Here is a 26,454-nt window from a genome sequence, read left to right on the forward strand (position 1 = left end):
TATTTTTTCTTAAATCGCTAGGATTTAAGAAAAAATATCAGTGACTTCTTTATTCAGTGAACGAGCGATATTCAAAGCTAACGAGTCAGAAGGTTTATATCTTCCTTTTTCTATGCTTTTAATTGTTTGAACAGAGACATTGACTTTATCTGCAAGCTCTTCTTGACTAATGTCACTACTACTCCTAGTTTCTTGTAGATTATTCTTATTTTTGAGTGTTTTCTTCATAGCTAATCTCCTCTTTATTATTAATGCTAAGGTAGATACTTATTGAACTCTTTGGGGATAGATGTACAATGATTTTCTTGCTACAGATTTCCAGTATATCTCAAGAAAATCATTTTTCGATCCCGCTTTAATTTATAAGTAAACATTCCTTAATAGTAATAGTATCAGATATTCTTCTTGTTATAAACATATTATTTAAAGAACTTTTAAAAAAACATAAAGTAAAGTCTTTTTTTGTTTAAAAATAAGTATTTTATGCAGATGTATAACTTGAAGACGGATGATAAATGCTTTGGGAAAATAAATTTTTTTCATTTAAAAAGGGATTTTAACTGAGTTGGATTTTTCTATTAATTTTTTTAAAATACAATTATATGAAAAGCTTTTCCAAGAGTATTCGTTATGAAACCTTTCCTTCCTATCAAAAAACATCTATAATAACAATAGAAATTAAAAGAGAAGAGGAATTTTTTTGCGTATATTATTTATAGGGGATGTTGTTGGCTCGCTAGGTCGAGATACCATAAGCACATATTTACCAAAACTAAAGAAAAAATACCGTCCTCAAGTAACGATCTTAAATGGCGAGAATGCAGCAGCAGGCAGAGGCATCACTGGGAAGATTTACAAAAAATTTTTACAAGATGGTGTGGATGTCGTCACTTTAGGCAACCACACATGGGATAATAAAGATATTTTCGAATTTATTGATGATGCGAAAAAAATGATTCGTCCAGCGAACTTTCCGCAAGGGACGCCTGGACAGGGTATGGTGTTTGTGAAAGTCAATCAACTTGAGTTAGCGGTCATCAATATGCAAGCGCGTGTTTTTATGGCAGATATAGATGATCCTTTTCGTAAAGCGGAGGAATTAGTAGCTGAAGCACGTAAGCGGACGCCGTTGATTTTTGTCGATTTCCATGGCGAAACTACCAGTGAGAAACAAGCAATGAGCTGGTTTTTAGATGGGAAAGTCAGTGCCGTAGTTGGGACTCATACACATGTGCAGACAAATGATGCGCGGATTTTACCAGAAGGTACTGCCTTTTTAAGCGATGTGGGTATGACAGGACCATATGATGGTATTTTAGGAATGAAACGTGGACCAATTATTGAGAAATTCAGAACAGCATTGCCGAAACGTTTTGAGGTAGTTGAGGAAGGGCGCAGTTTGTTGTCTGCTTGTGTCATTGATATTGATGATCAGACAGGACGAGCAAAGAAAATCGAACCCATCCAGATCAGTGAAGATCGACCGTTTGAAGAATAATATAGACTAAGATAAATAAGAGATAAAAACAATGCTCTAAGCACAAAAGGAGCTGTTTTTATCTCTTTTTTTAATGTCACAACAAAAAATAATTTGAGCATTTGTGAACAAGAGAAAAGTAAAGTGTTCTATAATAAAGAAAAGAATCCGAGGGGAGTAAATAAAATAGCAGATTAGAAGGGGGCATTTATGCGAAATTCTTTTATGGGAAAGAAAGAGCGGATGAAGTTCGAACTGTTTAAATCAATTGTTTTCTCAAAGAATGGGTTGAGCTTCAGCGAGTTACTGCAGAAATATGATTTTACGAAAAGTACCCTCAGCAGATATATTAATGACTTGGCAAAAGAAGTGGAAGAGTCATTTGATGAGAAGGTTCATTTAGTACAAAACAGTCAGACAGGTACCTATCAAATCCAAACAGCTGAATCTTATAGCGTCGGTTATTTGATTGATTATATCCATTTGTTTTACGTTGAAAAAAGCGGTATTTTTTTCATTTTAGATCGGCTATTGAGAAATCATTATACAACGATTGAAGCGATGGCTCTTGATTTACACATGAGTAGCTCATCAGTCTACAAGCAATTGCGGGTATTAAAAGAGATGCTCGTTCCTTTTGGTGGCAAAATTTCCTTTGATCAACATTCCAGTCCTTTGATCGGCAATGAAATAGGGATTCGACTGTTTAGTTTTTATTCATATTGGTCAGTCTTTAAGTCAACTGAATATGGGAATAATAATTATCCTGAATCGTGGTGGGAAGTCGAAGAAATCGAGGGTTATTTTGATCATACGACTTCGTTATCAGAATCACAACGTGCAAAATTACGATTTATCCAGCTGATTACCCTGAAAAGAGTACTCTGGCAAAAGAATTATGTAGAAATATCTGAAGAATTTATGTCAGATATTGCTTATTTTGACACCAAAGATGCAGAATTGTTGCCCTTGCTTAAACAACGGCTTACAAATGAGTTGTATAAAAAAGAACGCGCATTATTATTGTATGCCACTAGAGGGTTAATCTACAATTTAGATTCACAGGAAACGAAAAAGAAAATCGTTCAAGATTATCAACAATCATCATTAGAAATAGCGGCCTATACAACGAGGTTAATGGCAGAAGTACAGCAAGAATTTGACATAGAATATACAGAAGAAGGGTATATTGATTTTTATTTTTACTTGCTTATTTTATTGATTTACATCAAGCACATCAATATTGATATTTCAGGTTACTATAAAAACGGACTATCTTTTCATTCAATGATTGATTACGATGAATCAAATGTGGAAGTTTTCCGAAAAATCACTAGAATTATTGAACAACAGGTGTTTTATTCCAAAATAAATAAGAAATCATTGAAAGGTGTTATGTCAATTCTTTCATTGACAATTTATTCAGGAATTTACTTAAGTAAAAAAGCAGGAAGTATGTCGATTTGTGTTATTTTCAATAATAATTTGATTTTGGCTGATGGGATTAAGAAAGTTATTCTAGATGTTTATAACAAGGATCGAATCAAGTTCACTAATGATGTGTTAATAGCTGATTTGGTTATCTCGGACTCTTATGAGGCAGTAAACCCTCAGACAGAACATTTCTATTTTGATGAGCAGTTGAATCCAAAACAATGGGGAAAAATGATCGATACGATTAATAAAATTTTTTACAAAACAATTTTTTAGTTACAGTAGGAACCAGAACATAATCGGTTAGAAATATCTATTTTTTCGCTAAAATATATTTAATTTTTGATAAAGCTATAACAAAACAATCAACTGTTTTGTTATAGCTTTTTTTACTGTAAACAATAGGTTTTTCAGGTGAAGAACTGTTGTTTTTTTGAAAATGAAACAGATTGTTTCATAATTATATAAATTTTTTCTGAAAAAAATTGTATTATTTCATTGTAATAAAAAACGCTTGTAATTATTTTTGTGCAATGAAAAAAGTAGATAGGAGGAGAATCGATGAAAAAGCATAGTTTTAGTTTATTCATTTTAATGTTCTGTTTGTTACATGTGTTTAGTTCAACGCAGGATGTTTTTGCAGATACTTCTTCTCCACCTTTAGGATATCCGCTAGGGGTTTCAACAAAAACTAATTTAACAGCTGGCGGCACACTTTATTTTAATACCGATCAGTTACAGGAAAAACAACTTGTTGGTCAGTTTTTAGCGAAAAATATTACATCTAACGGTTCCTCAGGACTATCCAAGAGCGGTTTTCAAAATTATCAACAATCGTTGCGCCAATGGGATCGGGAACAAATCGATCCAGCGATTGTTTCTGAGACGATTACTGGTAGTGATATTATCCGTTTGTATGCTAATGAACAAAGTTTTAAGTATGTTGATGGTGAAGACTTGCATTTTTATATCAGTGATTTGCCAACGGAAAAGCAATTGAAAGATGCGTTACAGTACTATCCTGGACTACGGGAAAATTTTTCTAAAAGAATCTACAATGACTCCCTAGAGTCATTTCCGACATTTGTGGACAATGGTATTTCAGATTTCTCTCAAGTAACGAGTAACATTCAATCTGTCAGTGATTACTATGCAGGGTTGATTGATACAGAAGAAGCCGTGATCTATAATTCAGCGGTTCAATCGGCAGAGATAAATACGGCGAAAAAAGTTGTGAACCCAAATGACTGGGGAGGACAATCATCAATTCAGATCAATGTTGCTTTGAAAAAAGGAGTGACGGCTCAAGCTGTTGCAATTGTTGATATTGATGGCCGAATTGATCATTTTAAAAATGCTCAGGATATATCAATCAATTATACCAATTACGATCCAGATACAATGTTGCCGCCATATGTGATTATTAATTATAAACATTTTCCATCGTTTAATTTCAGTGGCAGCACGTTTTTCCATGCGACTGCTTACCCAAATCTACCAGGGGATGAAGAGTACAAGTTTGAAGGGAATAACGGGATCTTTTTTGAAGGGAAATACGCAGATCAAGCTGTTCCTTTAATAAAATCAGACAGTCATACAATTTCTGAAGAGTTAAAAGATAAAACCTATAAAATTGCTACACATCTGGTTCATAATTTTAATGATGAAGAAGAAGAGATCAAATTTAGAAGTAATGCGTCAATATTTATCGGCACAGTGTTAGCGCCACGAGCCTCAGTTATATTAGATGATACTCAAGGACGAGTGCTAGGAAGTGTTATTTCTGGATATGATATCCATACGAACATGCCAGTCAGTACTGAAGAAAGTACGGGGATGTTTGACTATGACGATTTTCCAGGGCTAGGTGACATTATCAATGGTGAAGAATTGGAAGCACCAGTCAAATCTGGAGAACAATTTGATTACAACGGAACTGAAAAAAGACAATTATATAGTATTTCACAAAAAATACCGGCTTATTCACAACGTTTTCCTATCCAGACATTAAAAATTACCGATAAGCTAGAGGATGCAGTAGAACTTTCTGGAGAAGATGTATCTATTAAAGATGAAGCGGGTAGTGATGCAACAAATCGTTTTACGATCAGTACAAATGAAGCAAATGAACTAAGTATTGAAGCGAAAACAGAAAGCTTGGCCGACAAATCATTTTATGGAAAAATATACACGATGGAATTGGTTGGCAGCTTAAATTTAAATCAAGAAGAATTAATTGATCCAACAATCAATCAAATTGTGATTCCAAACACAGCTATCGTTACTGCAAATGAGGAATCTAAGGTGAGCAATGAAGCTCTACTTAAAGTTGATTTGATCAAAGGTGAACCGATTATTGTAAAATATTTGAATGAAGATGGACAAGAAATTGCGTCCACTGAAGTCTTGGAAGGAAAAATCAACATGCCTTATCAAGCAAAGGCCAAAGAAATTTCAGGATATACATTGATAAAGACACCAGAAAATGAATCAGGGACATTTTTAACGAAAGAACAAACGGTTGTCTATAATTATCAAGGTCACTTGAATTTTTCAGCGGTACCAACGCAAATTAGTTTTGGTACGCATGACTTATCAGAGAAAGATGAAGAGTACAAGATTGAGTCAAAAGATAAAGACCTCGTTGTGAAAGATACAAGAATCTTAGGTTCAAATTGGCAATTAAGAGCAACCCTGAGTAAATCTCTGACTGGCAACAAAACACAGCGTAGCTTGCCAGAAGCGTTGTGTTATGTAAAAGATGGTCAGTCGTTCCCTATACGAGTAGACTCATCAACAGTCATTCAATCAGCAGTCACAACGACGCATGATGAGTATAACGTCACCCACCATTGGACAACCTCTGATGATGGATTGAAAGTCTCCGTGAAGTCGGGAGAAGTGTTAGCAGATCAATACTCGGGAGAGATTCGTTGGGAATTGTACGATGTTGTGCCCAATGATTGAAAGGCGTTCAGTTATGAAAAATAAAAAAAGAAAATGGCTTCAATTGTTAGTGTTGTGTTCTTACTTTTTTTCTCTAACTGAAATGAAAGAAAGCCAAGCCGCAGAAAATAGCAAAGCAAGCATCGGTTTTTACGAAGTTGATAACAAAGAGCAGCGCCTACCTAAAACAGGTGATGATCAACAAAACAAAGAATTACGAATCAGTGGAATATCCATTCTGTTATTTATAACTGGAATGATATCATATAGAACTTTAAAGAATGAGGAGAGAAAGTAAATGAAAACAAACAAAATTTTAGTCGGATTTACACTAGTATCAATGGTTTTAAGTGGAAGCGTCATTGTAAATGCAGAGGAAGTAGCTAAACCAACCTCAAAAAGTGACATTGGTTTTACTGCACCTACAGAAGGCGCATTAACATTATTAAATGTCGCCGATTTTGATTTCGGTTCTAATCCGATTTCAGCTAAAGATGAAGTGTATAAAAATAAAGTAGAAACAACAACAACAGTTCAAGATATCCGAGGAACAGAAGCTGGTTGGACAGTCCAAGTTGCTGAAAATGGACAACTTAAAGCCGACAAAAAAGAGTTAGAAAATGCTCAAATTACCTTAAAAACACCAACAATTTCAGAAAAATCAACAGGTAAAGCCAATGCTAAAAAAGATGTGGTATTAAATACAGATGGGTCCGCAACAACAATATTAGATGCTACGGCAGGTCTTGGTAATGGTGTGACAATTGAAAGTTTTGATAAAGATGCAGCTGTTTTAGAAGTACCCGGTGAGACGGTCAAAGTAGCGAAACAATACGAAACGACATTGACTTGGACATTATTAGATCAACCAGAAAACAATTAACATAAATTAGTGAGCGGAGCAAACTTAAAGCCGTTTTGCTCTGCTCGGTAAATGTACATAGAAATCAAAAAAATGGAGGAATTTATATGTTGAAACGAACGCTTAAAGTTTTGTTGCCGCTGATAGGGTTTGTATTTGGGTGTATGGTAGGAACACTGAATGTCTGGGCACAAGATGCAGGTTATGAAGTAAAAGCAGTTCCTTCAACGAAGCAAGTCGATGAGACAAAAACATATTTTGATTTACGACTTACGCCAAAAGAAACTCATACCATAAAAGCGAAAGTCACCAATCGTTCTGATCAAGAACAAATTATCCATACCCAAGTCAAGACAGCTACAACCAACACAAATGGAGTGGTGGAGTACATCAATAGTGATAAAAACCAATCAATCAACTTACCCTATGATTTAAGTAAGTTGGTCAAAACAAATACACAAAAAATTACCTTAGCACCTCACGAATCAACAGAAGTGGAATATACTATCACAATGCCGGAAAAAGATTTTTCAGGAATTTTGTCAGGCGGGATTGTTTTCACTAGCGAAAATACAGAAGAACCTGAAAAAACAACAGCTGATGTAGCCATCAAAAATCAATTTGGGTATGTAATCGCACTAGTTCTTCACGGGAATAAAGAAGTAACACCGAATCTAGAATTATCAAAAGTAAGCTTAGGGCAAGTCAATAATAGAAATGTGGTCTTTGCCCATTTGGCTAACCCTAACGCAGCCTATTTAAATCGAATGAATGTAAATGTAAAAATCACAAAGAAAAATACAGACAAGATCCTTTACGAAACGAGTAAAAGTGAACTGCAAATGGCACCGAATTCGGTTTTTAACTACCCAGTAAGTTTACAAGAAACAGAATTTAAGCCAGGTAAATATCTATTAGCTATTCATGCAGAATCCAAAGGGAAGGCTTGGGATTTTGAAAAAGAGTTTGAGATAAAAGCGAAAGAAGCTCAAACATTGAATGACAAAGCGTATATTCATCGGGATAAAGATAAATACGTACTTTATCTAGTGATCTTCTTGGTGTTATTAGTATTGATTATTTTATTTATGATATATAGAAAAAGACAACAAAAAATCAAAGCTTTGGAAGAACAAGTAGAAGAATTAAAGAAACAGTAATAGATTATCCAAAATAGAATGTAAAGTAAAGGAGTGAGGCACCCCAGTGGAAGGGGAGCCTCACTTTTTTATTTAAATACTATTTCCAATTTTTAGCGTATGTTATACAATAAACTGCAAATAATGTATTTAACAAAGAGGTAGGGGGACGGATGATGAAGATGAAAAAAGGATATTTAAGAGCAGCGATTATTGGTGCACTATATGTTATTGTTCCTCTGATTTTAGGAGCGTTAATCAGCTTTTGGATCAAAACGTCAATTTTTATACCGACTGCTGTTATTTATGCGGTCATGCTTTTGTTTTTAGTGCCATCAGACAGTTTGTTTCATAGTGTTGTGGATTACAACGCTAAAAGCATCAACCCAACGTATAGACCTGCAGCATCAACGTCTACTGGTGGAAAGACAAATGAACTGATCCATTTTGTCTTAGTATTCATTTCCTTAGCCCTATGTTTGTTGGTTTTGTATGTAAGCTATCTATAGAAAGGAGGCGTGCTGTTTTCTTTCCTGTGAACTGTTGATTCTACTAGATGTATGTTAAAATAAATAGACTTACTTTCTAACAAAATATTACCCAAAATGAAGGTGTGAAAACATGGAGCCATCCATTACAGATAAAGGAATCAATGAAGAGTTAACTAAATTATTAGCCTTAATCGGCGAAGACGATCTGATCAAACGCTACAAAGAACTGGAAGAAAAAGTTCAAAATAATGAAAAGCTCACGGATCTTGTGGAGCAAATTAAAGCTGCTCAAAAAGATGCGGTTCAATTTGCTCATTATGACAAACCGGAAGCGGAAAAAGCAGCAATCAAACGAGCGGATGAGCTGACCAAAGAATTTGATGAACATCCCTTAGTTGTCGCATATAGAGAACAATTGATGGAAGCCAACGACCTCTTACAGCACGTCACAGACATGATCCAATATAGAATCAACGAAGAATTAGAGAAGGAAGGGTAACAATGCCGCAAAAAACCAAGAACACACCGATGATGGAACAATACTTAGCAATTAAAGATCAATATCAGGACGCTTTCCTATTTTACCGATTAGGCGACTTTTATGAAATGTTCTATGAAGATGCAGTTAATGCATCACAATTATTGGAATTAACCTTAACTAGCCGTAATCGGAATGCTGACGATCCGATTCCAATGTGTGGTATACCTCATCATGCAGCTCAAGGCTATATTGATACATTGATCGAAAAAGGCTATAAAGTAGCCATTTGCGAACAAGTAGAGGATCCTAAAACAACTAAAGGAATGGTCAAGCGTGAAGTTGTTCAGCTGATTACTCCAGGAACTGTAATGACTAGTAAAGGCTTAGATGCCAAAGACAACAACTATTTAACTGCTATTGTGGAAGAAAATGGTATATTTGGTTTAGCCTATGTGGACTTAAGCACTGGAGAGTTGAAAACTGCTGTCTTGGGTGATGAAGACGGCGTAATCAATGAAGCGTCAGCACTTCAAACGAAGGAAATCGTTTTAGGCAGCCCGCTATCAGAAACATTACAGCAAACACTGAAAGATCGTTTAAATATCATTTTTTCTGAGCAGAACCAAGCGGAAGAAAATGCGGAATTTAGCTTTTTAACAAGTGAATTAACGCATCCTTTGGAAGTGGAAGTAACTGGGAAACTACTAACCTATTTAACGACTACTCAAAAACGGAGTTTAGCCCATATTCAAAAAGCTGTGGAATATCAGCCAGATCATTTCTTAAAAATGGATCACTATTCTAAGTTTAACTTAGAGCTGACTCAATCGATTCGGACTGGCTTGAAAAAAGGCACCTTATTGTGGTTATTGGACGAAACTAAAACCGCAATGGGCGGCCGTTTGTTAAAACAATGGTTAGATCGTCCTTTGATTCAAGAAAAACAAATCCAAACCCGTCAAGAAATGGTTCAATCCTTATTGAATGCCTACTTTGAACGTGTTGATTTGCAATCAACATTAACGAAAGTCTATGACTTAGAGCGTTTGGCTGGTCGTGTAGCTTTTGGGAATGTGAATGGACGTGACTTGATCCAACTAAAAACATCGCTAGAACAAGTGCCTCTTGTTCGTGAGCTGATTGTAGGGATTAACCAAGGTGAATGGAATGATCTATTACTAGATTTAAATCCAGCAGAAGATATTGTTGAGTTGATTAACCAAGCAATCAATGAAGAGGCTCCCCTTGCGATTACAGAAGGAAATATCATTAAAGACAATTACAATGAAAAATTAGATGAGTATCGTGATGCTATGCGCCACGGTAAGCAATGGTTAGCTGAACTAGAAGCAAAAGAACGCCAAGAAACAGGTATCAAAACCTTGAAGGTAGGCTTCAATCGAGTATTTGGTTATTATATAGAAGTAACAAAATCCAATCTGGCAAATTTAGCTGAAGGAAAGTACGAAAGAAAACAAACCTTGGCTAATGCAGAGCGATTCATTACTCCTGAGCTAAAAGAAATGGAAACGTTGATTTTAGAAGCAGAAGAAAAATCAGTGGATTTAGAATATCAATTATTCTTAGAAGTTCGAGAACAAGTCAAAACTAATATCGAACGTCTGCAAAAATTAGCGAAAACCATTAGTGCAGTTGACGTGTTGCAAGCATTTGCTACAGTGAGCGAAAGATATCAATATGTTCGTCCAACGCTTAAAAGCAACAGCAAAGAACTACACATTGTTGAAGGACGTCATCCAGTTGTAGAGAAAGTCTTAGGACACCAAGAATATATTCCAAATAGTGTGCATATGAGTAAAGACAATATTATCCTACTGATCACAGGACCAAACATGTCTGGTAAGAGTACTTACATGCGCCAGTTAGCATTGACTGTTGTAATGGCTCAAATCGGTTGTTTTGTCCCAGCTGAATCTGCGGAGCTACCGATTTTTGACCAAATTTTCACTAGAATAGGTGCGTCAGATGATTTGATTGCTGGTCAAAGTACCTTCATGGTGGAAATGATGGAAGCTAATCAGGCACTACGTCATGCTACGCCAAATAGCTTGATTTTATTTGATGAACTAGGTCGAGGAACTGCAACATATGATGGGATGGCGTTGGCACAAGCAATTATTGAGTACATCCATCGAGAAGTTAAAGCGAAAACATTGTTCTCTACCCATTACCACGAATTGACTGTCTTAGATGAAACTTTGACTGGATTGAAAAATGTTCACGTTGGTGCGGTAGAAAAAAATGGCGAAGTGGTCTTCTTGCATAAAATGATGGACGGACCAGCTGATAAAAGCTACGGTATTCATGTAGCCAAGATTGCTGGTTTACCAAGTGTTTTATTAGATCGTGCAGCAACAATCCTTTCTGCATTAGAATCAGAAGAACAACCACTTAAGGCTATTGAATACACAAGTGAGATCAAAGAAGATACAGAACAATTATCACTATTCAAAGAAGTTTCCACAGATGAATTAGGTGTGATTGATACACTAAAGAAAATCAACCTATTAGAAATGACACCAATGGATGCTTTAAATAAATTGCACGAGTTACAAAAAAGAATTTAAACGTAGAGAAAAAAACTGAGCAAGGAAGGGATCGGACAGATGGGGAAAATACAAGAATTATCAGAACAACTTGCCAATCAGATCGCTGCTGGTGAAGTAGTAGAACGTCCTGCATCAGTTGTTAAAGAACTTGTGGAAAATGCGATCGATGCCGGTAGTACTCAAATCGATATTTTTATTGAAGAAGCAGGATTAAAAACGATTCAAGTGATCGATAATGGTGAAGGAATCGCAAAAGAAGATATTCTTAGTGCGTTTAAACGCCATGCAACGAGCAAGATTCATACAAGGGATGATTTATTCCGCATTCGCAGTTTAGGATTCCGTGGAGAAGCATTGCCCAGTATTGCTTCCGTTTCTGAAGTCATTGTAGAAACTGCTGTTTCTGAGGAAGAAGAAGGCAGTTATGTTCAGATGAAAGGTGGTAAGGTGGAAGAACATCGTCCTGCTCCTTTAAGAAAGGGAACAAAAATTACGGTTTCTAATTTATTTTTCAATACACCCGCTCGTCTAAAATATGTCAAAACGATTCAAACGGAGTTAGCTAATGTAGGCGACATCGTTAATCGTTTGGCCTTAAGTCACCCTAATGTTGCTTTTCGTTTAGTTCACGATGGCAATAAAATGATGAATACCACTGGAAATAGCGACTTGAAACAAACAATTGCTGGCATTTATGGCATTGGGACAGCAAAGAAAATGCTGAAAATCGAAGCAGAAGATTTAGACTTTAAGTTAACAGGTTATATTTCTTTACCAGAAGTAACTAGAGCAAGCCGTAATTACTTATCAACAATCATCAATGGACGTTACATTAAAAATTTCGCCTTGAATAAGGCGATTGTTGATGGCTATGGCTCCAAATTAATGGTAGGACGTTTCCCGCTTGCTGTATTAGAAATCGAGATGGATCCGCTATTGGTTGACGTCAATGTCCATCCAACAAAACAAGAAGTTCGCTTAAGTAAAGAAAAAGAATTGATGGTCTTGATTAGTGAAGCGATTCGTGAGGTTTTAAGTCATGAACAGCTGATTCCAAATGCAGCAGATAATCTCCGCTTTAAAAAGAAAGTTGAGCAGCAACCTAAAGTTGAACAAATGGAAATTCCTTTAACTTCACAAGAGGAAACGGCTAAACCTATTCGTAAACCAGGGAGCTTAGGATACGATCCAGCCAGTGGGAACTTTTTTGTCAAAGAAACCACTGCAGGATTTTCCACTCAGAAACCTGCACACGACCAAGAGAAACCAGATGAAAAAATCACTAAAGAAGAGCTTGATAGAGAAGCTTTGATGGCACATGCTTTCAGCTCGCCATATGAAGAAACGCCAATTCTGGTTGATTCAAATCCAACTGAGCTTTCAGTTGAGCCGAAAGAGTCAGCGGAAGTCCAAAAAGAAGAAGCTACAGCGGTAGATGAACAAGTTTATGAAGAAGAATTAAGCCATCATCCAGAATTTGATTTTTCAGCAACTAACTCTCAACGGGAGTTAAATCAAGCACTGAATAAATTATCAGATGAACGACCGAAAGAACGTTTCCCAGAATTAGAGTATTTTGGTCAGATGCACGGAACCTATCTTTTTGCTCAAAGTAAAAACGGGTTATACATCATCGATCAACATGCCGCTCAAGAGCGAATTAAATATGAATATTTTAGAGAAAAAATCGGTGAAGTAACCGATGATTTACAGGAATTACTTGTACCGATCGTCATTGATTATCCAAACAGTGATGCATTAAAAATCAAAGAACAAAAAGAAACATTAGCAGAAGTTGGTATTCATTTAGAAGATTTTGGACAAAATAGCTTTATTGTTCGTTCGCATCCAACATGGTATCCTGCAGGTGAAGAGGAGAACATTATCCGTGAAATGATTGATATGTTCTTGACCACAGGAAAAGTCAGTGTAAAAAAATTCCGTGAAGCCACAGCGATTATGATGAGCTGTAAGCGTTCGATTAAAGCTAACCATTATTTAAATGAACAACAAGCTAGAGTGTTATTGAAGGATCTTGAAACTTGTGAGAATCCCTTTAATTGCCCACATGGTCGCCCTGTACTGATCCACTTTACAAATTCAGACATGGAAAAAATGTTTAAACGAATTCAAGATCCACATTAAAAAATGATATGAGGAAGAAGGTTTATACAAATGGCAGTGATATTAGCTTCCCAATCCCCTCGCAGACGTGAGCTGTTAGGGAGAATCGTTTCTGATTTTGATGTTGTTCCAGCTGATATCAACGAAGAAGTCAAAAGCTATTTTACCCCGATGGATTATGTATTAACAATGGCGGCGCAAAAAGCCACGCATATTGCAAAACAATATCCAAATGATTTAGTTATCGGTTGTGATACGATCGTGACAATTGATAATGAAATTTTAGGGAAACCGACTTCCAGAGATGATGCGTTTCGAATGTTACGTCAATTAAGCGGTCGCACACATAAAGTGTATACAAGCATCGTCTTAATGAAAAATGATCAAGAATCTTCAGCTACAGTTCCTGCAACGGTGGAGTTTTATGAGTTATCAGACGAGGAAATCAATCGTTATTTAGATACAAATGAATACAAAGATAAGGCAGGAGCATATGGTATTCAAGAACAAGGGGCCTTATTAGTCAAACATATTCAAGGGGATTACTATTCGATTATGGGATTGCCGATTGCTACCTTGTATCGGATGCTGCCAACTTTCGAGTAGTGATTAAATGATGAAAGAAGGAATTAAATCAATGAAATGTTCTCAAACAAGAGCCATTCAAACACATATGATCACCTATCCTCATTTGAATTTTCATAAGACTTTATTTGGTGGTCAATTAATGGCTTGGTTGGATGAAACTGCTGGCCTATCAGCTGTTCGAGTGTCAAGAGCCGCAATCGTGACAGCGTCCGTTGATCATTTAGATTTTCTAGCACCTTTAAAAGCGAATCATTCAGTGTGTATTGATGCCTATGTATCAGGTGTTGGTACACGCTCGATGGAGATATTCGTCAAAGTGATTGGTGAGGACTTGTTCACAGGAGAACGCTATTTGGCGGGAACTTGTTTTATGACTTTTGTAGTGCCAAAAGGAGCTAGCTTGCCAGATACAATCGAACCTGAAACAAAAGAAGAACAATTTATCTGTCAAGGCTATGACGCAAGAAAACAATTCAGACAAGCGAAACGCCAAGAAAGTATCAACCTTGCTAAACACATTGATTTGGATATTCCTTGGAATTAATAATCAACTTGAACACTTATTTTCTAAACAGAAAATGAGTGTTTTTTGCTCAATGATGCTATGATAAGGTTAACTAAAATGCAAGGGTGTGATTTGTCATGGAAAAACCATCAAAAGAAGAGTTGAAAGAAAAGCTATCCGATATTGAATACGCTGTAACTCAGGAAAATGCAACGGAACGACCTTTTACTGGCAAATATGACGATTTTTACCAAGAGGGAATTTATGTGGATATTGTTAGTGGCGAACCACTTTTTAGTTCAAAAGATAAGTATGATGCAGGCTGTGGTTGGCCAGCATTTACTAGACCAATTGAAAAACGTGGAGTTAAAGAAAAAGCTGACTTTTCCTTGGGTATGCATCGAGTAGAAGTTCGTAGTAAAGAAGCAGACTCTCACTTAGGGCATGTTTTTACAGACGGGCCACAAGATCAAGGTGGCTTACGTTATTGTATCAATGCGGCAGCGTTACGTTTTATCCCAGTGCAAGACTTAGAAAAAGAAGGTTATGGAGCATATAAGGCGTTATTTGAATAGCTATTTTCGCTTATCTGAGCAGTAATAAATGCTTGGATAGGTTTTTTTTATGCAGTTATAAAAGGAAGACTGGCTGATTCTTTTTATTACATGAAAATAGTTGCTATTTGTCTTTGTTTTTAGTAATATAAGAATATTCAGAAAGATTAGAATTAAGAAAGAAAATCATTGATTATTAAGGAGAATAAGATGAAAAAGACAAAGGTGACAAAATTAGTGAGTGTTATGATGCTATCAACCTTAATGTTGACAGCTTGTGGAGGAGGAAGTAATACTGATTCCACAGATAGCAGTACGAAAGGGAAAAAAGCGAGTGGGGAACAGCTTTTTAAATTAGTCGTACAACAAGAAATGCCTACAGCCGATTTATCATTAGGAACAAATACTATCAGTTTCTCAGCATTTAATAATATTTATGAAGGATTATACCGACTAGATGCAAAAAGTAAACCACATGCTGCAGGTGCTGCAGAGATGGCTAAGAAAAGCGATGATGGACTTACTTATACATTCAAGCTAAGAGAAGATGCAAAATGGTCGAATGGTGATCCCGTAGTAGCCGCTGATTACGTTTATGGCTGGCAACGTACCGCCGATCCTAAAACGGCTGCAGAATATGCATACATGTTTGAATTGGTCAAAAATGGAGCGGATGTTTCTGCAGGGAAAAAAGGGTTGGATGAACTAGGTATCAAAGCAATCAGCGATTACGAATTAGAAGTAACGCTAGAGCATGAAACACCATACTTTGATTACTTGTTAGCTTTCCCGTCATTTTTCCCTCAAAATAAAAAAATAGTAGAGGAAAAAGGCAAAGATTACGCATCAAATAGTGAGTCATCTGTCTATAATGGTCCCTTTACATTAACTGATTTTGACGGTGCAGGGACGGATACTGAATGGTCTTACACAAAAAATGATCAGTACTGGGATAAAGATACAGTCAAATTAGATAAAATCGAAGTAAAAGTAGTAAAAGAAGCACCAACTTCGTTGAATCTTTTCCAAGATGGACAAGCAGATGACGTGATTTTAAGTGGAGAATTAGCGAAACAAATGGCGGAGGATCCAGAATTAGTTATCGAAAAAGATGCGCGTACTTCTTATCTTGAATTCAATCAAAGAGACGAAAAATCTCCCTATCGTAATGCTAATTTAAGAAAAGCTATTTCTTATTCAATTGACCGTGATGCTGTTGTTGATCGAATTCTAGGAGATGGATCTGTTGCATCGACTGGATTGGTTCCAGAAGGAATGTCTTATTCTCCAAAAGACAACAAAGATTTTGCAGATGAAAACAAAGATGTCTTGAAATACGATAAAGAAAAAGCGAAAAAATATTGGGATAAAGCCAAAAAAGAATTAGGTATCAGTACATTCAAATTAGATATTGTAGGAGATGACACTGATTCTACGAAAAAAATATTAGAGTATATCCAAGGTGCAGTGAAAGAAAACTTAGATGGCGTTGATGTCACTGTGACAAACGTACCATTTACTGTTCGTTTAGATCGTGGTAAGAATGGTGACTTTGAAGTGATTATGGGTGGTTGGGGTGCTGACTATGCAGATCCAAGTAGCTTCACTGACTTATTCTTAACAGGGGGTTCTTATAACAGAGGACGTTACTCAAATGAAAAATACGATGAATTAGTCAAAGCTTCAGGTAGTAAAGATGCTTCTGATCCAGAAAAACGCTGGACTGATATGGTGGATGCTGAGAAATTATTGATGGACGATATGGGAATTGCTCCTGTTTATCAAAAAGCAGAAGCACATATGCGTAGTAAAAAAGTCAAAGGCGTTGTAGCTCACGGAGCTGGCGCGAGATATGACTATAAATGGACGTATATTTCTGAATAAAAAAAAAGAGTCAGTACGAATTTAGTTAGAATTCGTACTGGCTTTCTTTTTATCCATAAGTAGCTCTTTTTCAAGCTACTGATTTTTGGTAATCTATGCTAAAATAGAAACATATGTGCGTGCAAAACGCAAGAAACGGTGAGGCAAAATTGTGTTTGTCTTAGTGTATGTAGAAAGGTGAAATTATGTACGAGTATATTATTGGTAAAGTTACCTTTATCAGTCCTTATTATATTGTAGTAGAAACAAACGGTATCGGCTATCAGGTTTCTGTAGGTAATCCTTACCGTTATTCTGGAAAAACAGATCAACAAATCAAAATTTATGTCCATCAAGTCATCCGTGAAGATGCTCATTCACTATACGGATTTGGTGATTTAGATGAAAAACAACTATTCCTAAAACTAATAAGTGTCTCAGGAATCGGGCCGAAAAGCGGATTAGCAATCATGGCGTCAGAAGATCATGGTGGTTTGATCAATGCGATTGAAAGTGAAGATGCTACTTATTTAACCAAGTTTCCTGGTGTAGGTAAAAAAACCGCACAGCAGATGGTTCTAGATCTCAAAGGAAAATTAGGTGAGTTGGAAACTTCTGATGCCGCTGTTGAAGCAATGGCTAAAACACCGAATATCCAATCAGCAAATCAATCCCTAACAGAAGCATTAGAAGCATTAAGTGCGTTAGGCTACAGCGAAAAAGAAATCAAACGAATTACACCAAAACTAGAAGAATTAGGCACCCAAGCCACAGATGAGTACTTACGCAACGCATTGAAATTCATGATGAAACGCTAAGGAGGAATAGCTATGACAGAAGATGAAAGACTACTTTCCGCTCAAACAAGCGAAGGTGAAGAGTCACTGGAAAAGTCACTGCGTCCCCAATTTCTCGAACAATATATCGGTCAAGACAAAGTCAAACAAGAACTAACGATCTATATTGAAGCGGCTAGAAATCGGGAAGAAGCGTTGGATCATACACTTTTATACGGCCCCCCAGGACTGGGTAAAACAACAATGGCGATGGTGATTGCTAACGAGATGCACGTTAATATCCGTACAACAAGTGGACCCGCAATCGAGCGAGCTGGAGATTTAGTGGCGATTTTAAATGAATTGGAACCAGGTGATGTCTTGTTTATTGATGAAATTCATCGCTTACCTCGTGTAGTCGAGGAAATGTTGTATTCTGCCATGGAAGATTTTTATGTGGATATTATGGTAGGTCAAGGAACCACTGCCCATCCAGTTCATTTTCCCTTGCCACCATTTACATTGATTGGTGCAACAACCAGAGCGGGAATGTTATCAGCACCTCTTCGTGATCGTTTTGGGATTATTTCTCACATGGAATATTATGAAACGCAGGATTTAAAAGAAATCGTTCTACGTTCTGCCGATATTTTTCAAACAGAGATCGTTGAAGACGGTGCATTTGAAATTGCCCGTCGTTCCCGTGGAACACCTCGTATCGCTAACCGTTTATTGAAGCGCGTACGTGATTTTGCTCAGGTTCAGTCAAATGGTACGATTGATCGAAACATTGCAGATCAGGCACTAACATTATTGCAAGTTGATCATCAAGGGTTGGATTATGTGGATCAAAAATTATTAAAAACAATGATTGAATTATACGGCGGTGGTCCGGTTGGTTTAAGCACATTAGCTGTAAATATCAGTGAAGAAACTGAGACGGTAGAAGATATGTATGAACCCTATTTAATTCAAAAAGGGTTCATCAAGCGAACACCAAGAGGTAGAATTGCAACAGCTCTAGCTTATGAACACTTTGGCTATGAGTCTTATTATCAAGAATAATGCAACGAACTAAGTTATAAATGAAATGAGGTATGTAGGCATGATTACAATCAATGATATAGCGAAAATAGCCGGTGTTGCTAAAAGTACGGTATCACGTTATTTAAATGGTGGATCAATCAGCAGTACAACGGCAAGCAAGATCGAAGCTGTTATCAAAGAACATAATTATGTTCCAAGTACCTTTGCTCAAAGTTTGAAAGCGAAAAACAGTCGTCTAATCGGTTTTATTATTCCTCGCTTAGATTCGCGAGCGGCAATCGCAACATTGGAAGGAATTGATAAGAAAGTTCAAGAACACGATTATCAATTATTAATCGCTAATACGAATCAAAGTACAGAAGAAGAAGTTCGTAGAATTTATGCCTTTGCCAAAGAAAAAGTGTCAGGCATTATTTTAATGGCTACTGAAATCACAGAAAAACACATTCAAGCTGTAAAAGAAGTAGGAATTCCAACGATTTTTGTTGGTCAAGAACACGAAGAGGTTTATTCCGTTGTTCATGATGATTACCAAGCGGGTTTTGAGTTTACCCGGCAATTATTAGCTCTTGGGCATCGTAAAATCACTTATTTTAGTGTTGCTGAAAATGACCACGCAGTAGGAGTTTTACGTAAAAAAGGAGTATTAGACGCCATCAAACAAGAAGCACCAAGTTCCGTTGACGTGGTAGAAACAACCTTTAGTATGGTAGATGCCATAGATATTGGCATGAGCCAACTAGAAAGTAATCATGACAGTTTATGGATCGCTGCTACTGATAATATAGCAGTAGGATTGCTGAAGGCTGCTCATACAATGAAAGTGGCGGTTCCAGAGCAACTTTCCTTAGCAGGATTTGGCGGATATGATATCAGTGATTATGTTTATCCCTCGTTGAGCACTGTACATTTTCGATATGTTGAAGCAGGGGAACAAAGTTTTCATTATTTAGACCAACTGATCAAAGGTGAAGACATTCCTAAAAAGACGGTGATTGATTTTGATATTTATCATCGAGAGAGTGTTGCTGATTTGACATAGAGTATAATAAAAAAAGGATGAAATAAGACTGTTTTTAGTGTTATTTCATCCTTTTTATTATTATTTTAAAGCCCATAGATAATAAAAAAGATTGACAATTATTTGAAAGGGCTTTAATATAAAGTTGTAAAACCGGTTCCAAAAAAATATTTTTTTAGGGTTTTAAAGAACCGGTTCCGAAAAAGGAGGGAAACCAATGAACTACAAAAAAATTGCTGAAGAAATCTTACAAGCTCTTGGTGGCAAAGAGAACATCGAAGCTGCAACACATTGTGCAACAAGACTTCGAGTGGTTTTAAAAGATGACCAATTAAAACAACAAAGTCAATTAGAATCAATCGAAGTAATTAAAGGAACGTTCGATAATGCGGGGCAATTTCAAATTATTTTAGGTAGTGGAACCGTTAATGAAGTATATGCAGAGTTTGCGAAGTTGACTGAGTTACAAGAAATGTCTACTAAAGAATTAAAAGAAGTAGGGTCAAAAAAATTAAACCCAATCCAACGCGGTGTAAAAATGTTATCAGATATCTTTATCCCAATTATTCCAGCTATTGTAGCTTGTGGATTGATGATGGGGTTGAACAATATTTTTACAGCAGAAGACCTATTCTTTAAAGGCCAGTCATTGATTACTGCGTATCCTCAATTTGAAGGAATAGCAGCAATGATTAATACCTTTTCCAATGCGGCCTATGTTTTTTTACCTGTACTGATTGGTTTTTCTGCGGCTGGGAAATTTGGTGGTAATCCGTATCTTGGTGCAACGTTAGGGATGATCATGGTACATCCAGATTTGATGAATGCTTACAATATCGGTAAAGAAGTAGCCGATTCATGGAATTTATTTGGTTTTCATATTGAAAAAATTGGGTATCAAGGAACAGTTCTCCCAATCTTAGTTGCAGCCTACCTTTTAGCCAAAATAGAAAAAGCTTTGCGAAAAATCATCCCTTCTGTTTTAGATAATTTATTAACGCCATTATTAACTCTTTTTATTACGGCCTTTTTAACGTTTGTTATTGTAGGGCCAGTCACACGAGAAGCAGGAAATTTAGTAACAGATGGATTGATCTGGTTATACGAAAATACCGGATTTATCGGTGGTGGAATCATTGGATTGTTTTATGCACCTTTAGTCATTACAGGAATGCATCATAGTTTTATTGCAGTAGAAACACAATTATTAGCAGAGGTCGCCAATACTGGTGGAACATTTATATTTCCCATTGCCTCCATGTCTAATGTTGCGCAAGGAGCTGCTTGCTTAGGAGTGTTATTTATTACGAAAAATGAAAAAATTAAAAGCCTAGCGACCGCATCTTCGATTTCTGCTTATTTGGGAATTACTGAGCCTGCGATGTTTGGTGTGAATTTGAAATTACGTTATCCGTTTTTCGCAGCAATGATTGGTTCATGTGTGGGTTCAGCCTTTATCACAGCGTTTCGTGTGAAAGCAGTGGCACTTGGCGCAGCAGGACTTCCAGGTGTTATTGCGATTACCCCTTCTTCAATTTTAGTATTTGTGTTTGGTTTGATTCTTACAACATTAGTAACCCTTGGAGCGACGTTTATTTTAATTAAAACGGGTAGAGGTACTGATGAAATAGTGAATGATGAAAGTCAATCACTTAATCCATTCAAAAGGAAAGCTGTGATTAAACAATGAAAAGTGGAGAATTTTTTTCAGAATGGACAAAAGAAAAAAGGTATAAACGCTATGAAGAGTATTCAAAAAAAGAAATCCAAGCGCTTGAAAAACAAGTTTATGACAGTGAATTTCGTCAAGTTTTCCATATTCAGCCGAAATCTGGTTTATTAAATGATCCGAATGGTTTTTGCTATTTTGATGGTGCCTATCATTTGTTTTATCAATGGTTTCCGATGGGACCTGTCCATGGTCTGAAATATTGGTACCATCTTTCTTCAAAAGATTTAGTAGAGTGGCAAGAAGTTGATATAGCATTAAGACCAGATACTGAGTATGATAGCCACGGTGTTTTTTCAGGAAGTGGTCTAGTTGTTGGCGATGAATTGTTTTTGATGTATACGGGAAATGTTCGGACTGAACAATGGGAGCGAATCCCTTATCAACTAATTGCTAAAATGGATACCAATGGAAAAATCCAAAAATGCATTCCGCCAGTAATTGAAGGAAGCTTAGAAGGATATACAGATCATTTTAGAGATCCAAAACTTTGGGAACAGTCGGGGAAATACTATGCAGTTATTGGCGTCCAAAGGCAAAATGAAACGGGAGCGTGTTTGTTATTTCAATCTGAGGATGTACTAAATTGGTCAAGTGTAGGAGAAATCCAAACAAGCTTGCAGAATTTTGGTTATATGTGGGAATGTCCTGATTATTTTGAACTCGAAGGATATGGAGTTTTGTTGTTTTCTCCACAAGGCTTGGAACCTTTAGAAGATCAATACCAAAATATTTATCAGACCGGTTATATTGTAGGTCAGCCCCTTGAAGTGGCAACGGGTGAGTTTGATCATGATGTATTTCAGGAATTAGATGCTGGGTTTGATTTTTATGCCACACAAACGACAGTAGCGTCAGATGGACGTCGGATTTTGTTTGCTTGGATGGGATTACCAGAAATCGCTTATCCTAGTGATAAAGACAATTGGGCGCACTGCTTGACGATTCCTCGTGAACTTCAATTGGTTAATGGGCGTTTATACCAACAACCAATCAAAGAGCTGAGAAAATTAAGAAAAGAAAACATCCAAATTAATCCAAACGTTTCAGAGACACAACAATTATCAGAACTAACAGGAATCACCTATGAACTTGAAACAGAACTATCATCTACAGCAGAACAGTTTGGTTTATTACTTAGAGGGAAAGGGAAAAAAGGAACAAAAATTTATGTCGATCAAGTGAAACAAAAATTGATCTTAGATCGCACAGATAGTGGATTTCCTTTTGCAGAAAATTACGGAACAATCAGGCAAGTCCCCTATAAAAAATCTACCATCAAACTACATATTTTTGTGGATACATCATCTATAGAAATTTTTGTTAATGATGGAGAAGTAACATTCACTGCCAGAATTTTTACAGAAGATTTTCAAAATGAAATTTCAGTGATCAGTGAAAATGGTACAACACAAGCAATCATTAATAAATGGACTATTTAAACATGCCAGAATCATTTGACTATAAACTCAAGTGATTCTAGCATGTTTTAATTTATAAAAAACAGAGTAATAATGGCAGATCCATCACAAAATAAAGCGAATCTTCCCTATTAATCACAATATACAGAAAAAATCCAGATTAGATACAAATAGAATCCATAAAACTTTGCTAAAGTTAATTTATCAAATAAGCAGTGGAGGAAAGACAGTGAAAAATAAAAAATTAAAAATAGGATCAGCAATAATTATAATGGCAATAATAGCAGGAAGTGCATATTTTTTATTAACGAAAGAGGATAAAAAAATTGATGCTAAAGACACGTCGCCTGTTGTATCAAAAACGGTGATGGATGTGATGAAGGGTTCTCAAAAAGGAACAGATGCCATATTGGCTGGGACGGTTCTACCAAATTCAAAAAGTAAGATTGCACTGGATGCGACTAGAGGAATTGTTACAGAAGTTCATGTAAATGAAGGAGATACCGTAACGAAAGGACAAGCGCTATTTACATACTACAGTGTGGATAATGAGACAGAATTAAAAGATGCTAGACTTGGCGTTACGAATCAAGCGAACACTGTTACACAAAAGAGAGAAGCCGCAGATCTAAAATGGAAGGAGTACAACAAGAAGAAAGCTAATGCGACAAAAGATGGAACCTCAGAAGAAGATCTTAATACGGCATACATGGAAGCGTCAAATGCAGAAGCAGAAGTTGCTAGTGCTCAGATAGAAGTAGACAAAGCGCAGCTTTTAGTAGATAAAGCAGAAGAAAAAAATTCACAAAATACAGTCAAAGCTCAGTTCGACGGAGTAGTAAAATCAATTGATAAAGATCAAATGAATAAACCAGCTCCAGAAAAAAGTGAAACGCCATTTATGGAAGTGATTGATGCATCTATTCAATACGTAGAAGGCAAAGTAGACGAGTTTAACAAAGATAAATTTACTGTGGATCAACAAGTACAAATTATCGATAGAAATGATAATAAACAAGTTTGGACAGGGAAAATCACAAAAATCGGTAGTTTGACAACAGATGATGGTGGCGAAAAGAAAGAAGAGGAAAACCAAAACACCTCTAAGTATCCATTTAAAGTTGTTGTTGATAAATCAGACACGCCACCATCGATTGGAAAACATGTATATGTTAAAGTCGTTCCTAAAGCACCGGAGCCAGGCAAGGTTGTATTACCCACAGGTTATCTAGTGAAAGAAGACAAAAACACATTTGTCTGGAAATCAGTAAATAATAAATTAACAAAAACAAAAGTAGAAGTGGGCGAAGAAAACCAAGAAGAAGGTACAGTAGAAATCAAATCAGGCATCAAACAAGAAGATGCTATCGTTTATCCAACTGCTGATTTACAAGAAGGGATGGAGGCTGAACGAGATGCTCAACCTAAGTGATATTCGCAAATCTTATTGGCAAGGTCCAGAAGAAGTAGAAATTCTTAAAGGAATCAACCTATCTATTTCAAAAGGAGAATACGTATCTATTATGGGGCCATCTGGTTCTGGCAAGTCTACATTGATGAATATTATAGGCTGTTTAGATAAACCTTCAAAAGGAATATATCGTCTGAATGATAGAAATGTAGGAGAAATGAAAGACTACCAACTAGCAGATTTGAGGAATGAAACAATTGGTTTTGTCTTTCAAAATTTCAATTTAATGCCTAAATTATCAGCATTACAGAATGTTGAATTGCCACTTATTTACTCAAAAGTTGATCGAGCAACACGTCGAGAAAAGGCCTTAGAAGCTTTGAAAAAAGTTGGTTTGGAAGACCGAGTATCTTTTAAACCATCTGAATTATCCGGAGGACAAAAGCAAAGAGTAGCAGTAGCCAGAGCATTAGTCACGAATGCTGATTTTCTCTTAGCAGATGAGCCGACAGGTGCTTTGGACACTCAAAATAGTGAACAAATAATGGAATTGTTTTCTGAATTAAACAATGAAGGGAAAACGATTATTATCATTACTCATGAACAAGAAGTTGCTGATTATACAAAAAGAAAAATTATTCTAAGAGATGGTTTTATAACGAAAGATGAGGTGGAGGAAAAAGTCTATGCTTGAAAATATTAGATTATCCCTACAATCCATTTGGGCCCACAAACTCCGCTCTGTTTTGACCATGCTAGGAGTGATTATCGGCATTGCAGCAATTATTGCAATTTTTAGTATCATCGAGGGAAATACTGCAAATATGAAAAAACAATTTGTCGGTGGTAACAATAATACAATGGACGTTGAGTATGGAAGAAAAAGTCAGTTTAATGGTTCAGGATTCAGTGAAAATTCAAAAGAAAAGAAACCTACGTATATTCCAATACTGACACAAGATCAAATGAATGAAATAAAAAATCAAACAGGCATTAAAAATGTTGCTATCAGCTATGAAAAAGATTCTAAAATTTATCAAGGACAAAAAAGTGAAAACACCTCAATAACAGCAACAACATCAAATTATTTTGAAATGGACAAAAAAAGAGTTGTTGAAGGACGGTTATTCACAGACGCTGACTATACAGGAAGCCAGCAATCCATAGTAATGAACAAAAAAGCGTATGATGCTCACTTTCCCAAAGGTGGGGGAGTTGGAAAATATGTAGAAATCAACGGTTATCCGTTTCAAATAATTGGTGTATATGAAGATGAACAGAGCCAAGATGACATGATGATGGGCTTTGGTGGAAGAAGTGAAGCGATTGTCCCAATCAGCCAATGGGATAAAGTAACAAACGAACTAAATCCAGAGCCAAAAGTGATGATTCAAACGGAAACAACTGATCAACTAAAAACGAAGGCGCCAGAAGTTGCGGGTTTATTGAATGCTCTAATACCAGCATCTGATTATGAATTTGGTGTTCGTAATTCTGAAAATATTGAAAAACAATTAGAACAATTCAATCGTTCAAACTTCCTACTTCTTGCCGGCATTGCCAGTATTTCTTTAGTAGTTGGAGGTATTGGCGTCATGAATATTATGTTAGTTTCTGTAACAGAACGGACAAGAGAGATCGGTGTGAAAAAAGCATTAGGAGCCAGAAGAAAAATTATTTTAGAACAATTTTTAGTTGAATCAGTAACATTAACTGTTTTTGGTGGACTATTAGGAATTATTCTAGGTATAATAATTGGTAAGACGGTGACATCAATTATGAATTATCCATTCATCGTTTCAATGCTTTCTGTGGTTGGAAGTATCGTTTTTTGCTCAATCATAGGGATTGTATTTGGACTAATGCCAGCTGTTAAAGCATCTAAGTTAGATCCTATTGAAGCTCTTAGATACGAATAGTATATAGAAAAATTGTGAACTATAGTTGACGGAGTACGTGCTGTTCAACTATAGTTTCTCTGTCTATTAAAAAATATTTTTGAAGGGGGATGTTAG

Annotated in this window: 23 protein-coding genes; 22 read left to right on the forward strand and 1 reads right to left on the reverse strand. The window is 36.3% G+C overall.

Annotated elements, in window-relative coordinates; genetic code table 11:
* Positions 1-24: 24 nt before the first annotated feature.
* Positions 25-228 carry a helix-turn-helix transcriptional regulator gene (locus BCR23_RS11620; RefSeq protein ID WP_069635651.1) on the reverse strand — a complete coding sequence of 68 codons (204 nt, stop codon included), beginning with the start codon at positions 226-228 and terminating at the stop codon, positions 25-27.
* Positions 229-700: 472 nt separating this feature from the next.
* Here BCR23_RS11620 and BCR23_RS11625 point away from each other — a divergent pair, with 472 nt between their 5' ends.
* The 22 genes from BCR23_RS11625 (at position 701) to BCR23_RS11730 (ending at position 26,358) form a co-directional block, all read left to right on the forward strand.
* A complete protein-coding gene (locus tag BCR23_RS11625) occupies positions 701-1,498 on the forward strand; it encodes a TIGR00282 family metallophosphoesterase (protein ID WP_069635652.1) in 798 nt (265 codons plus the stop codon).
* Between the two features lie 189 nt (positions 1,499-1,687).
* Positions 1,688-3,187: a helix-turn-helix domain-containing protein gene (locus tag BCR23_RS11630; protein WP_069635653.1), complete on the forward strand. Its 1,500-nt coding sequence runs from the start codon at positions 1,688-1,690 to the stop codon at positions 3,185-3,187.
* A gap of 285 nt (positions 3,188-3,472) precedes the next feature.
* Positions 3,473-5,878: a MucBP domain-containing protein gene (locus BCR23_RS11635; RefSeq protein WP_069635654.1), complete on the forward strand. Its 2,406-nt coding sequence runs from the start codon at positions 3,473-3,475 to the stop codon at positions 5,876-5,878.
* Positions 5,879-5,891: 13 nt separating this feature from the next.
* A complete protein-coding gene (locus BCR23_RS11640) occupies positions 5,892-6,155 on the forward strand; it encodes an LPXTG cell wall anchor domain-containing protein (protein WP_167352175.1) in 264 nt (87 codons plus the stop codon).
* Positions 6,156-6,740 carry a WxL domain-containing protein gene (locus BCR23_RS11645; protein WP_069635656.1) on the forward strand — a complete coding sequence of 195 codons (585 nt, stop codon included), beginning with the start codon at positions 6,156-6,158 and terminating at the stop codon, positions 6,738-6,740.
* Between the two features lie 86 nt (positions 6,741-6,826).
* Positions 6,827-7,879, forward strand: coding sequence for a WxLIP family cell surface protein (locus tag BCR23_RS11650; RefSeq protein WP_069635657.1), 1,053 nt, complete (start codon positions 6,827-6,829; stop codon positions 7,877-7,879).
* A gap of 155 nt (positions 7,880-8,034) precedes the next feature.
* Positions 8,035-8,367, forward strand: coding sequence for a hypothetical protein (locus BCR23_RS11655; RefSeq protein ID WP_083241961.1), 333 nt, complete (start codon positions 8,035-8,037; stop codon positions 8,365-8,367).
* Between the two features lie 112 nt (positions 8,368-8,479).
* Positions 8,480-8,848 (forward strand): YlbF/YmcA family competence regulator, encoded by a 369-nt coding sequence (locus BCR23_RS11660; protein ID WP_069635658.1) that lies wholly within the window; start codon positions 8,480-8,482, stop codon positions 8,846-8,848.
* Positions 8,849-8,850: 2 nt separating this feature from the next.
* Positions 8,851-11,418: a DNA mismatch repair protein MutS gene (gene mutS, locus BCR23_RS11665; protein WP_069635659.1), complete on the forward strand. Its 2,568-nt coding sequence runs from the start codon at positions 8,851-8,853 to the stop codon at positions 11,416-11,418.
* Positions 11,419-11,457: 39 nt separating this feature from the next.
* Positions 11,458-13,545, forward strand: coding sequence for a DNA mismatch repair endonuclease MutL (mutL, locus tag BCR23_RS11670; RefSeq protein WP_069635660.1), 2,088 nt, complete (start codon positions 11,458-11,460; stop codon positions 13,543-13,545).
* 30 nt (positions 13,546-13,575) lie between these two features.
* Complete coding sequence (locus BCR23_RS11675; protein ID WP_069635661.1) at positions 13,576-14,130, forward strand: Maf family protein; 555 nt, start codon at positions 13,576-13,578, stop codon at positions 14,128-14,130.
* Positions 14,131-14,161: 31 nt separating this feature from the next.
* A complete protein-coding gene (locus BCR23_RS11680; RefSeq protein WP_083241967.1) occupies positions 14,162-14,656 on the forward strand; it encodes an acyl-CoA thioesterase in 495 nt (164 codons plus the stop codon).
* 98 nt (positions 14,657-14,754) lie between these two features.
* Entirely contained in the window at positions 14,755-15,192 is a 438-nt protein-coding gene (gene msrB, locus BCR23_RS11685; protein WP_069635662.1) for a peptide-methionine (R)-S-oxide reductase MsrB, read from the forward strand.
* Positions 15,193-15,381: 189 nt separating this feature from the next.
* Positions 15,382-17,055, forward strand: a complete 1,674-nt coding sequence (locus BCR23_RS11690) for a peptide ABC transporter substrate-binding protein (RefSeq protein ID WP_069635663.1) — start codon at positions 15,382-15,384, stop codon at positions 17,053-17,055.
* Between the two features lie 185 nt (positions 17,056-17,240).
* The gene (gene ruvA, locus BCR23_RS11695) at positions 17,241-17,852 is read left to right on the forward strand and encodes a Holliday junction branch migration protein RuvA (protein ID WP_069635664.1); all 612 of its coding nucleotides are present in this window, start codon (positions 17,241-17,243) and stop codon (positions 17,850-17,852) included.
* A 12-nt stretch (positions 17,853-17,864) separates the two neighbouring features.
* A complete protein-coding gene (gene ruvB / locus BCR23_RS11700) occupies positions 17,865-18,875 on the forward strand; it encodes a Holliday junction branch migration DNA helicase RuvB (protein ID WP_069635665.1) in 1,011 nt (336 codons plus the stop codon).
* Between the two features lie 40 nt (positions 18,876-18,915).
* Positions 18,916-19,899, forward strand: coding sequence for a LacI family DNA-binding transcriptional regulator (locus BCR23_RS11705; RefSeq protein ID WP_069635666.1), 984 nt, complete (start codon positions 18,916-18,918; stop codon positions 19,897-19,899).
* 196 nt (positions 19,900-20,095) lie between these two features.
* Positions 20,096-21,568 carry a sucrose-specific PTS transporter subunit IIBC gene (locus BCR23_RS11710; RefSeq protein WP_069635667.1) on the forward strand — a complete coding sequence of 491 codons (1,473 nt, stop codon included), beginning with the start codon at positions 20,096-20,098 and terminating at the stop codon, positions 21,566-21,568.
* Positions 21,565-23,049, forward strand: a complete 1,485-nt coding sequence (locus BCR23_RS11715) for a sucrose-6-phosphate hydrolase (RefSeq protein WP_069635668.1) — start codon at positions 21,565-21,567, stop codon at positions 23,047-23,049. Before BCR23_RS11710 ends, BCR23_RS11715 begins: the two co-directional genes overlap by 4 nt.
* Before the next feature lie 208 nt (positions 23,050-23,257).
* Positions 23,258-24,460: an efflux RND transporter periplasmic adaptor subunit gene (locus tag BCR23_RS11720; RefSeq protein WP_069635669.1), complete on the forward strand. Its 1,203-nt coding sequence runs from the start codon at positions 23,258-23,260 to the stop codon at positions 24,458-24,460.
* On the forward strand, positions 24,444-25,133 hold the full coding sequence (locus BCR23_RS11725; protein ID WP_069635670.1) for an ABC transporter ATP-binding protein: 690 nt from the start codon (positions 24,444-24,446) through the stop codon (positions 25,131-25,133). Before BCR23_RS11720 ends, BCR23_RS11725 begins: the two co-directional genes overlap by 17 nt.
* Positions 25,126-26,358, forward strand: coding sequence for an ABC transporter permease (locus BCR23_RS11730; RefSeq protein ID WP_069635671.1), 1,233 nt, complete (start codon positions 25,126-25,128; stop codon positions 26,356-26,358). Before BCR23_RS11725 ends, BCR23_RS11730 begins: the two co-directional genes overlap by 8 nt.
* Positions 26,359-26,454 lie beyond the last annotated feature (96 nt).

The organism is Enterococcus quebecensis (genome assembly GCF_001730365.1).
In the GTDB taxonomy this organism is placed as follows: domain Bacteria; phylum Bacillota; class Bacilli; order Lactobacillales; family Enterococcaceae; genus Enterococcus_L; species Enterococcus_L quebecensis.

Excerpts from the sequence above, each read along its gene's own strand:
- BCR23_RS11620 (WP_069635651.1), bottom strand. The coding sequence starts at position 228 with ATGAAGAAAACACTCAAAAATAAGAATAATCTACAAGAAACTAGGAGT.
- BCR23_RS11630 (WP_069635653.1), top strand. The coding sequence starts at position 1,688 with ATGCGAAATTCTTTTATGGGAAAGAAAGAGCGGATGAAGTTCGAACTG.
- BCR23_RS11635 (WP_069635654.1), top strand. The coding sequence starts at position 3,473 with ATGAAAAAGCATAGTTTTAGTTTATTCATTTTAATGTTCTGTTTGTTA.
- BCR23_RS11640 (WP_167352175.1), top strand. The coding sequence starts at position 5,892 with ATGAAAAATAAAAAAAGAAAATGGCTTCAATTGTTAGTGTTGTGTTCT.
- BCR23_RS11645 (WP_069635656.1), top strand. The coding sequence starts at position 6,156 with ATGAAAACAAACAAAATTTTAGTCGGATTTACACTAGTATCAATGGTT.
- BCR23_RS11650 (WP_069635657.1), top strand. The coding sequence starts at position 6,827 with ATGTTGAAACGAACGCTTAAAGTTTTGTTGCCGCTGATAGGGTTTGTA.
- BCR23_RS11655 (WP_083241961.1), top strand. The coding sequence starts at position 8,035 with ATGAAGATGAAAAAAGGATATTTAAGAGCAGCGATTATTGGTGCACTA.
- BCR23_RS11660 (WP_069635658.1), top strand. The coding sequence starts at position 8,480 with ATGGAGCCATCCATTACAGATAAAGGAATCAATGAAGAGTTAACTAAA.
- mutS (WP_069635659.1), top strand. The coding sequence starts at position 8,851 with ATGCCGCAAAAAACCAAGAACACACCGATGATGGAACAATACTTAGCA.
- mutL (WP_069635660.1), top strand. The coding sequence starts at position 11,458 with ATGGGGAAAATACAAGAATTATCAGAACAACTTGCCAATCAGATCGCT.
- BCR23_RS11675 (WP_069635661.1), top strand. The coding sequence starts at position 13,576 with ATGGCAGTGATATTAGCTTCCCAATCCCCTCGCAGACGTGAGCTGTTA.
- BCR23_RS11680 (WP_083241967.1), top strand. The coding sequence starts at position 14,162 with ATGAAATGTTCTCAAACAAGAGCCATTCAAACACATATGATCACCTAT.
- msrB (WP_069635662.1), top strand. The coding sequence starts at position 14,755 with ATGGAAAAACCATCAAAAGAAGAGTTGAAAGAAAAGCTATCCGATATT.
- BCR23_RS11690 (WP_069635663.1), top strand. The coding sequence starts at position 15,382 with ATGAAAAAGACAAAGGTGACAAAATTAGTGAGTGTTATGATGCTATCA.
- ruvA (WP_069635664.1), top strand. The coding sequence starts at position 17,241 with ATGTACGAGTATATTATTGGTAAAGTTACCTTTATCAGTCCTTATTAT.
- ruvB (WP_069635665.1), top strand. The coding sequence starts at position 17,865 with ATGACAGAAGATGAAAGACTACTTTCCGCTCAAACAAGCGAAGGTGAA.
- BCR23_RS11705 (WP_069635666.1), top strand. The coding sequence starts at position 18,916 with ATGATTACAATCAATGATATAGCGAAAATAGCCGGTGTTGCTAAAAGT.
- BCR23_RS11710 (WP_069635667.1), top strand. The coding sequence starts at position 20,096 with ATGAACTACAAAAAAATTGCTGAAGAAATCTTACAAGCTCTTGGTGGC.
- BCR23_RS11715 (WP_069635668.1), top strand. The coding sequence starts at position 21,565 with ATGAAAAGTGGAGAATTTTTTTCAGAATGGACAAAAGAAAAAAGGTAT.
- BCR23_RS11725 (WP_069635670.1), top strand. The coding sequence starts at position 24,444 with ATGCTCAACCTAAGTGATATTCGCAAATCTTATTGGCAAGGTCCAGAA.
- BCR23_RS11730 (WP_069635671.1), top strand. The coding sequence starts at position 25,126 with ATGCTTGAAAATATTAGATTATCCCTACAATCCATTTGGGCCCACAAA.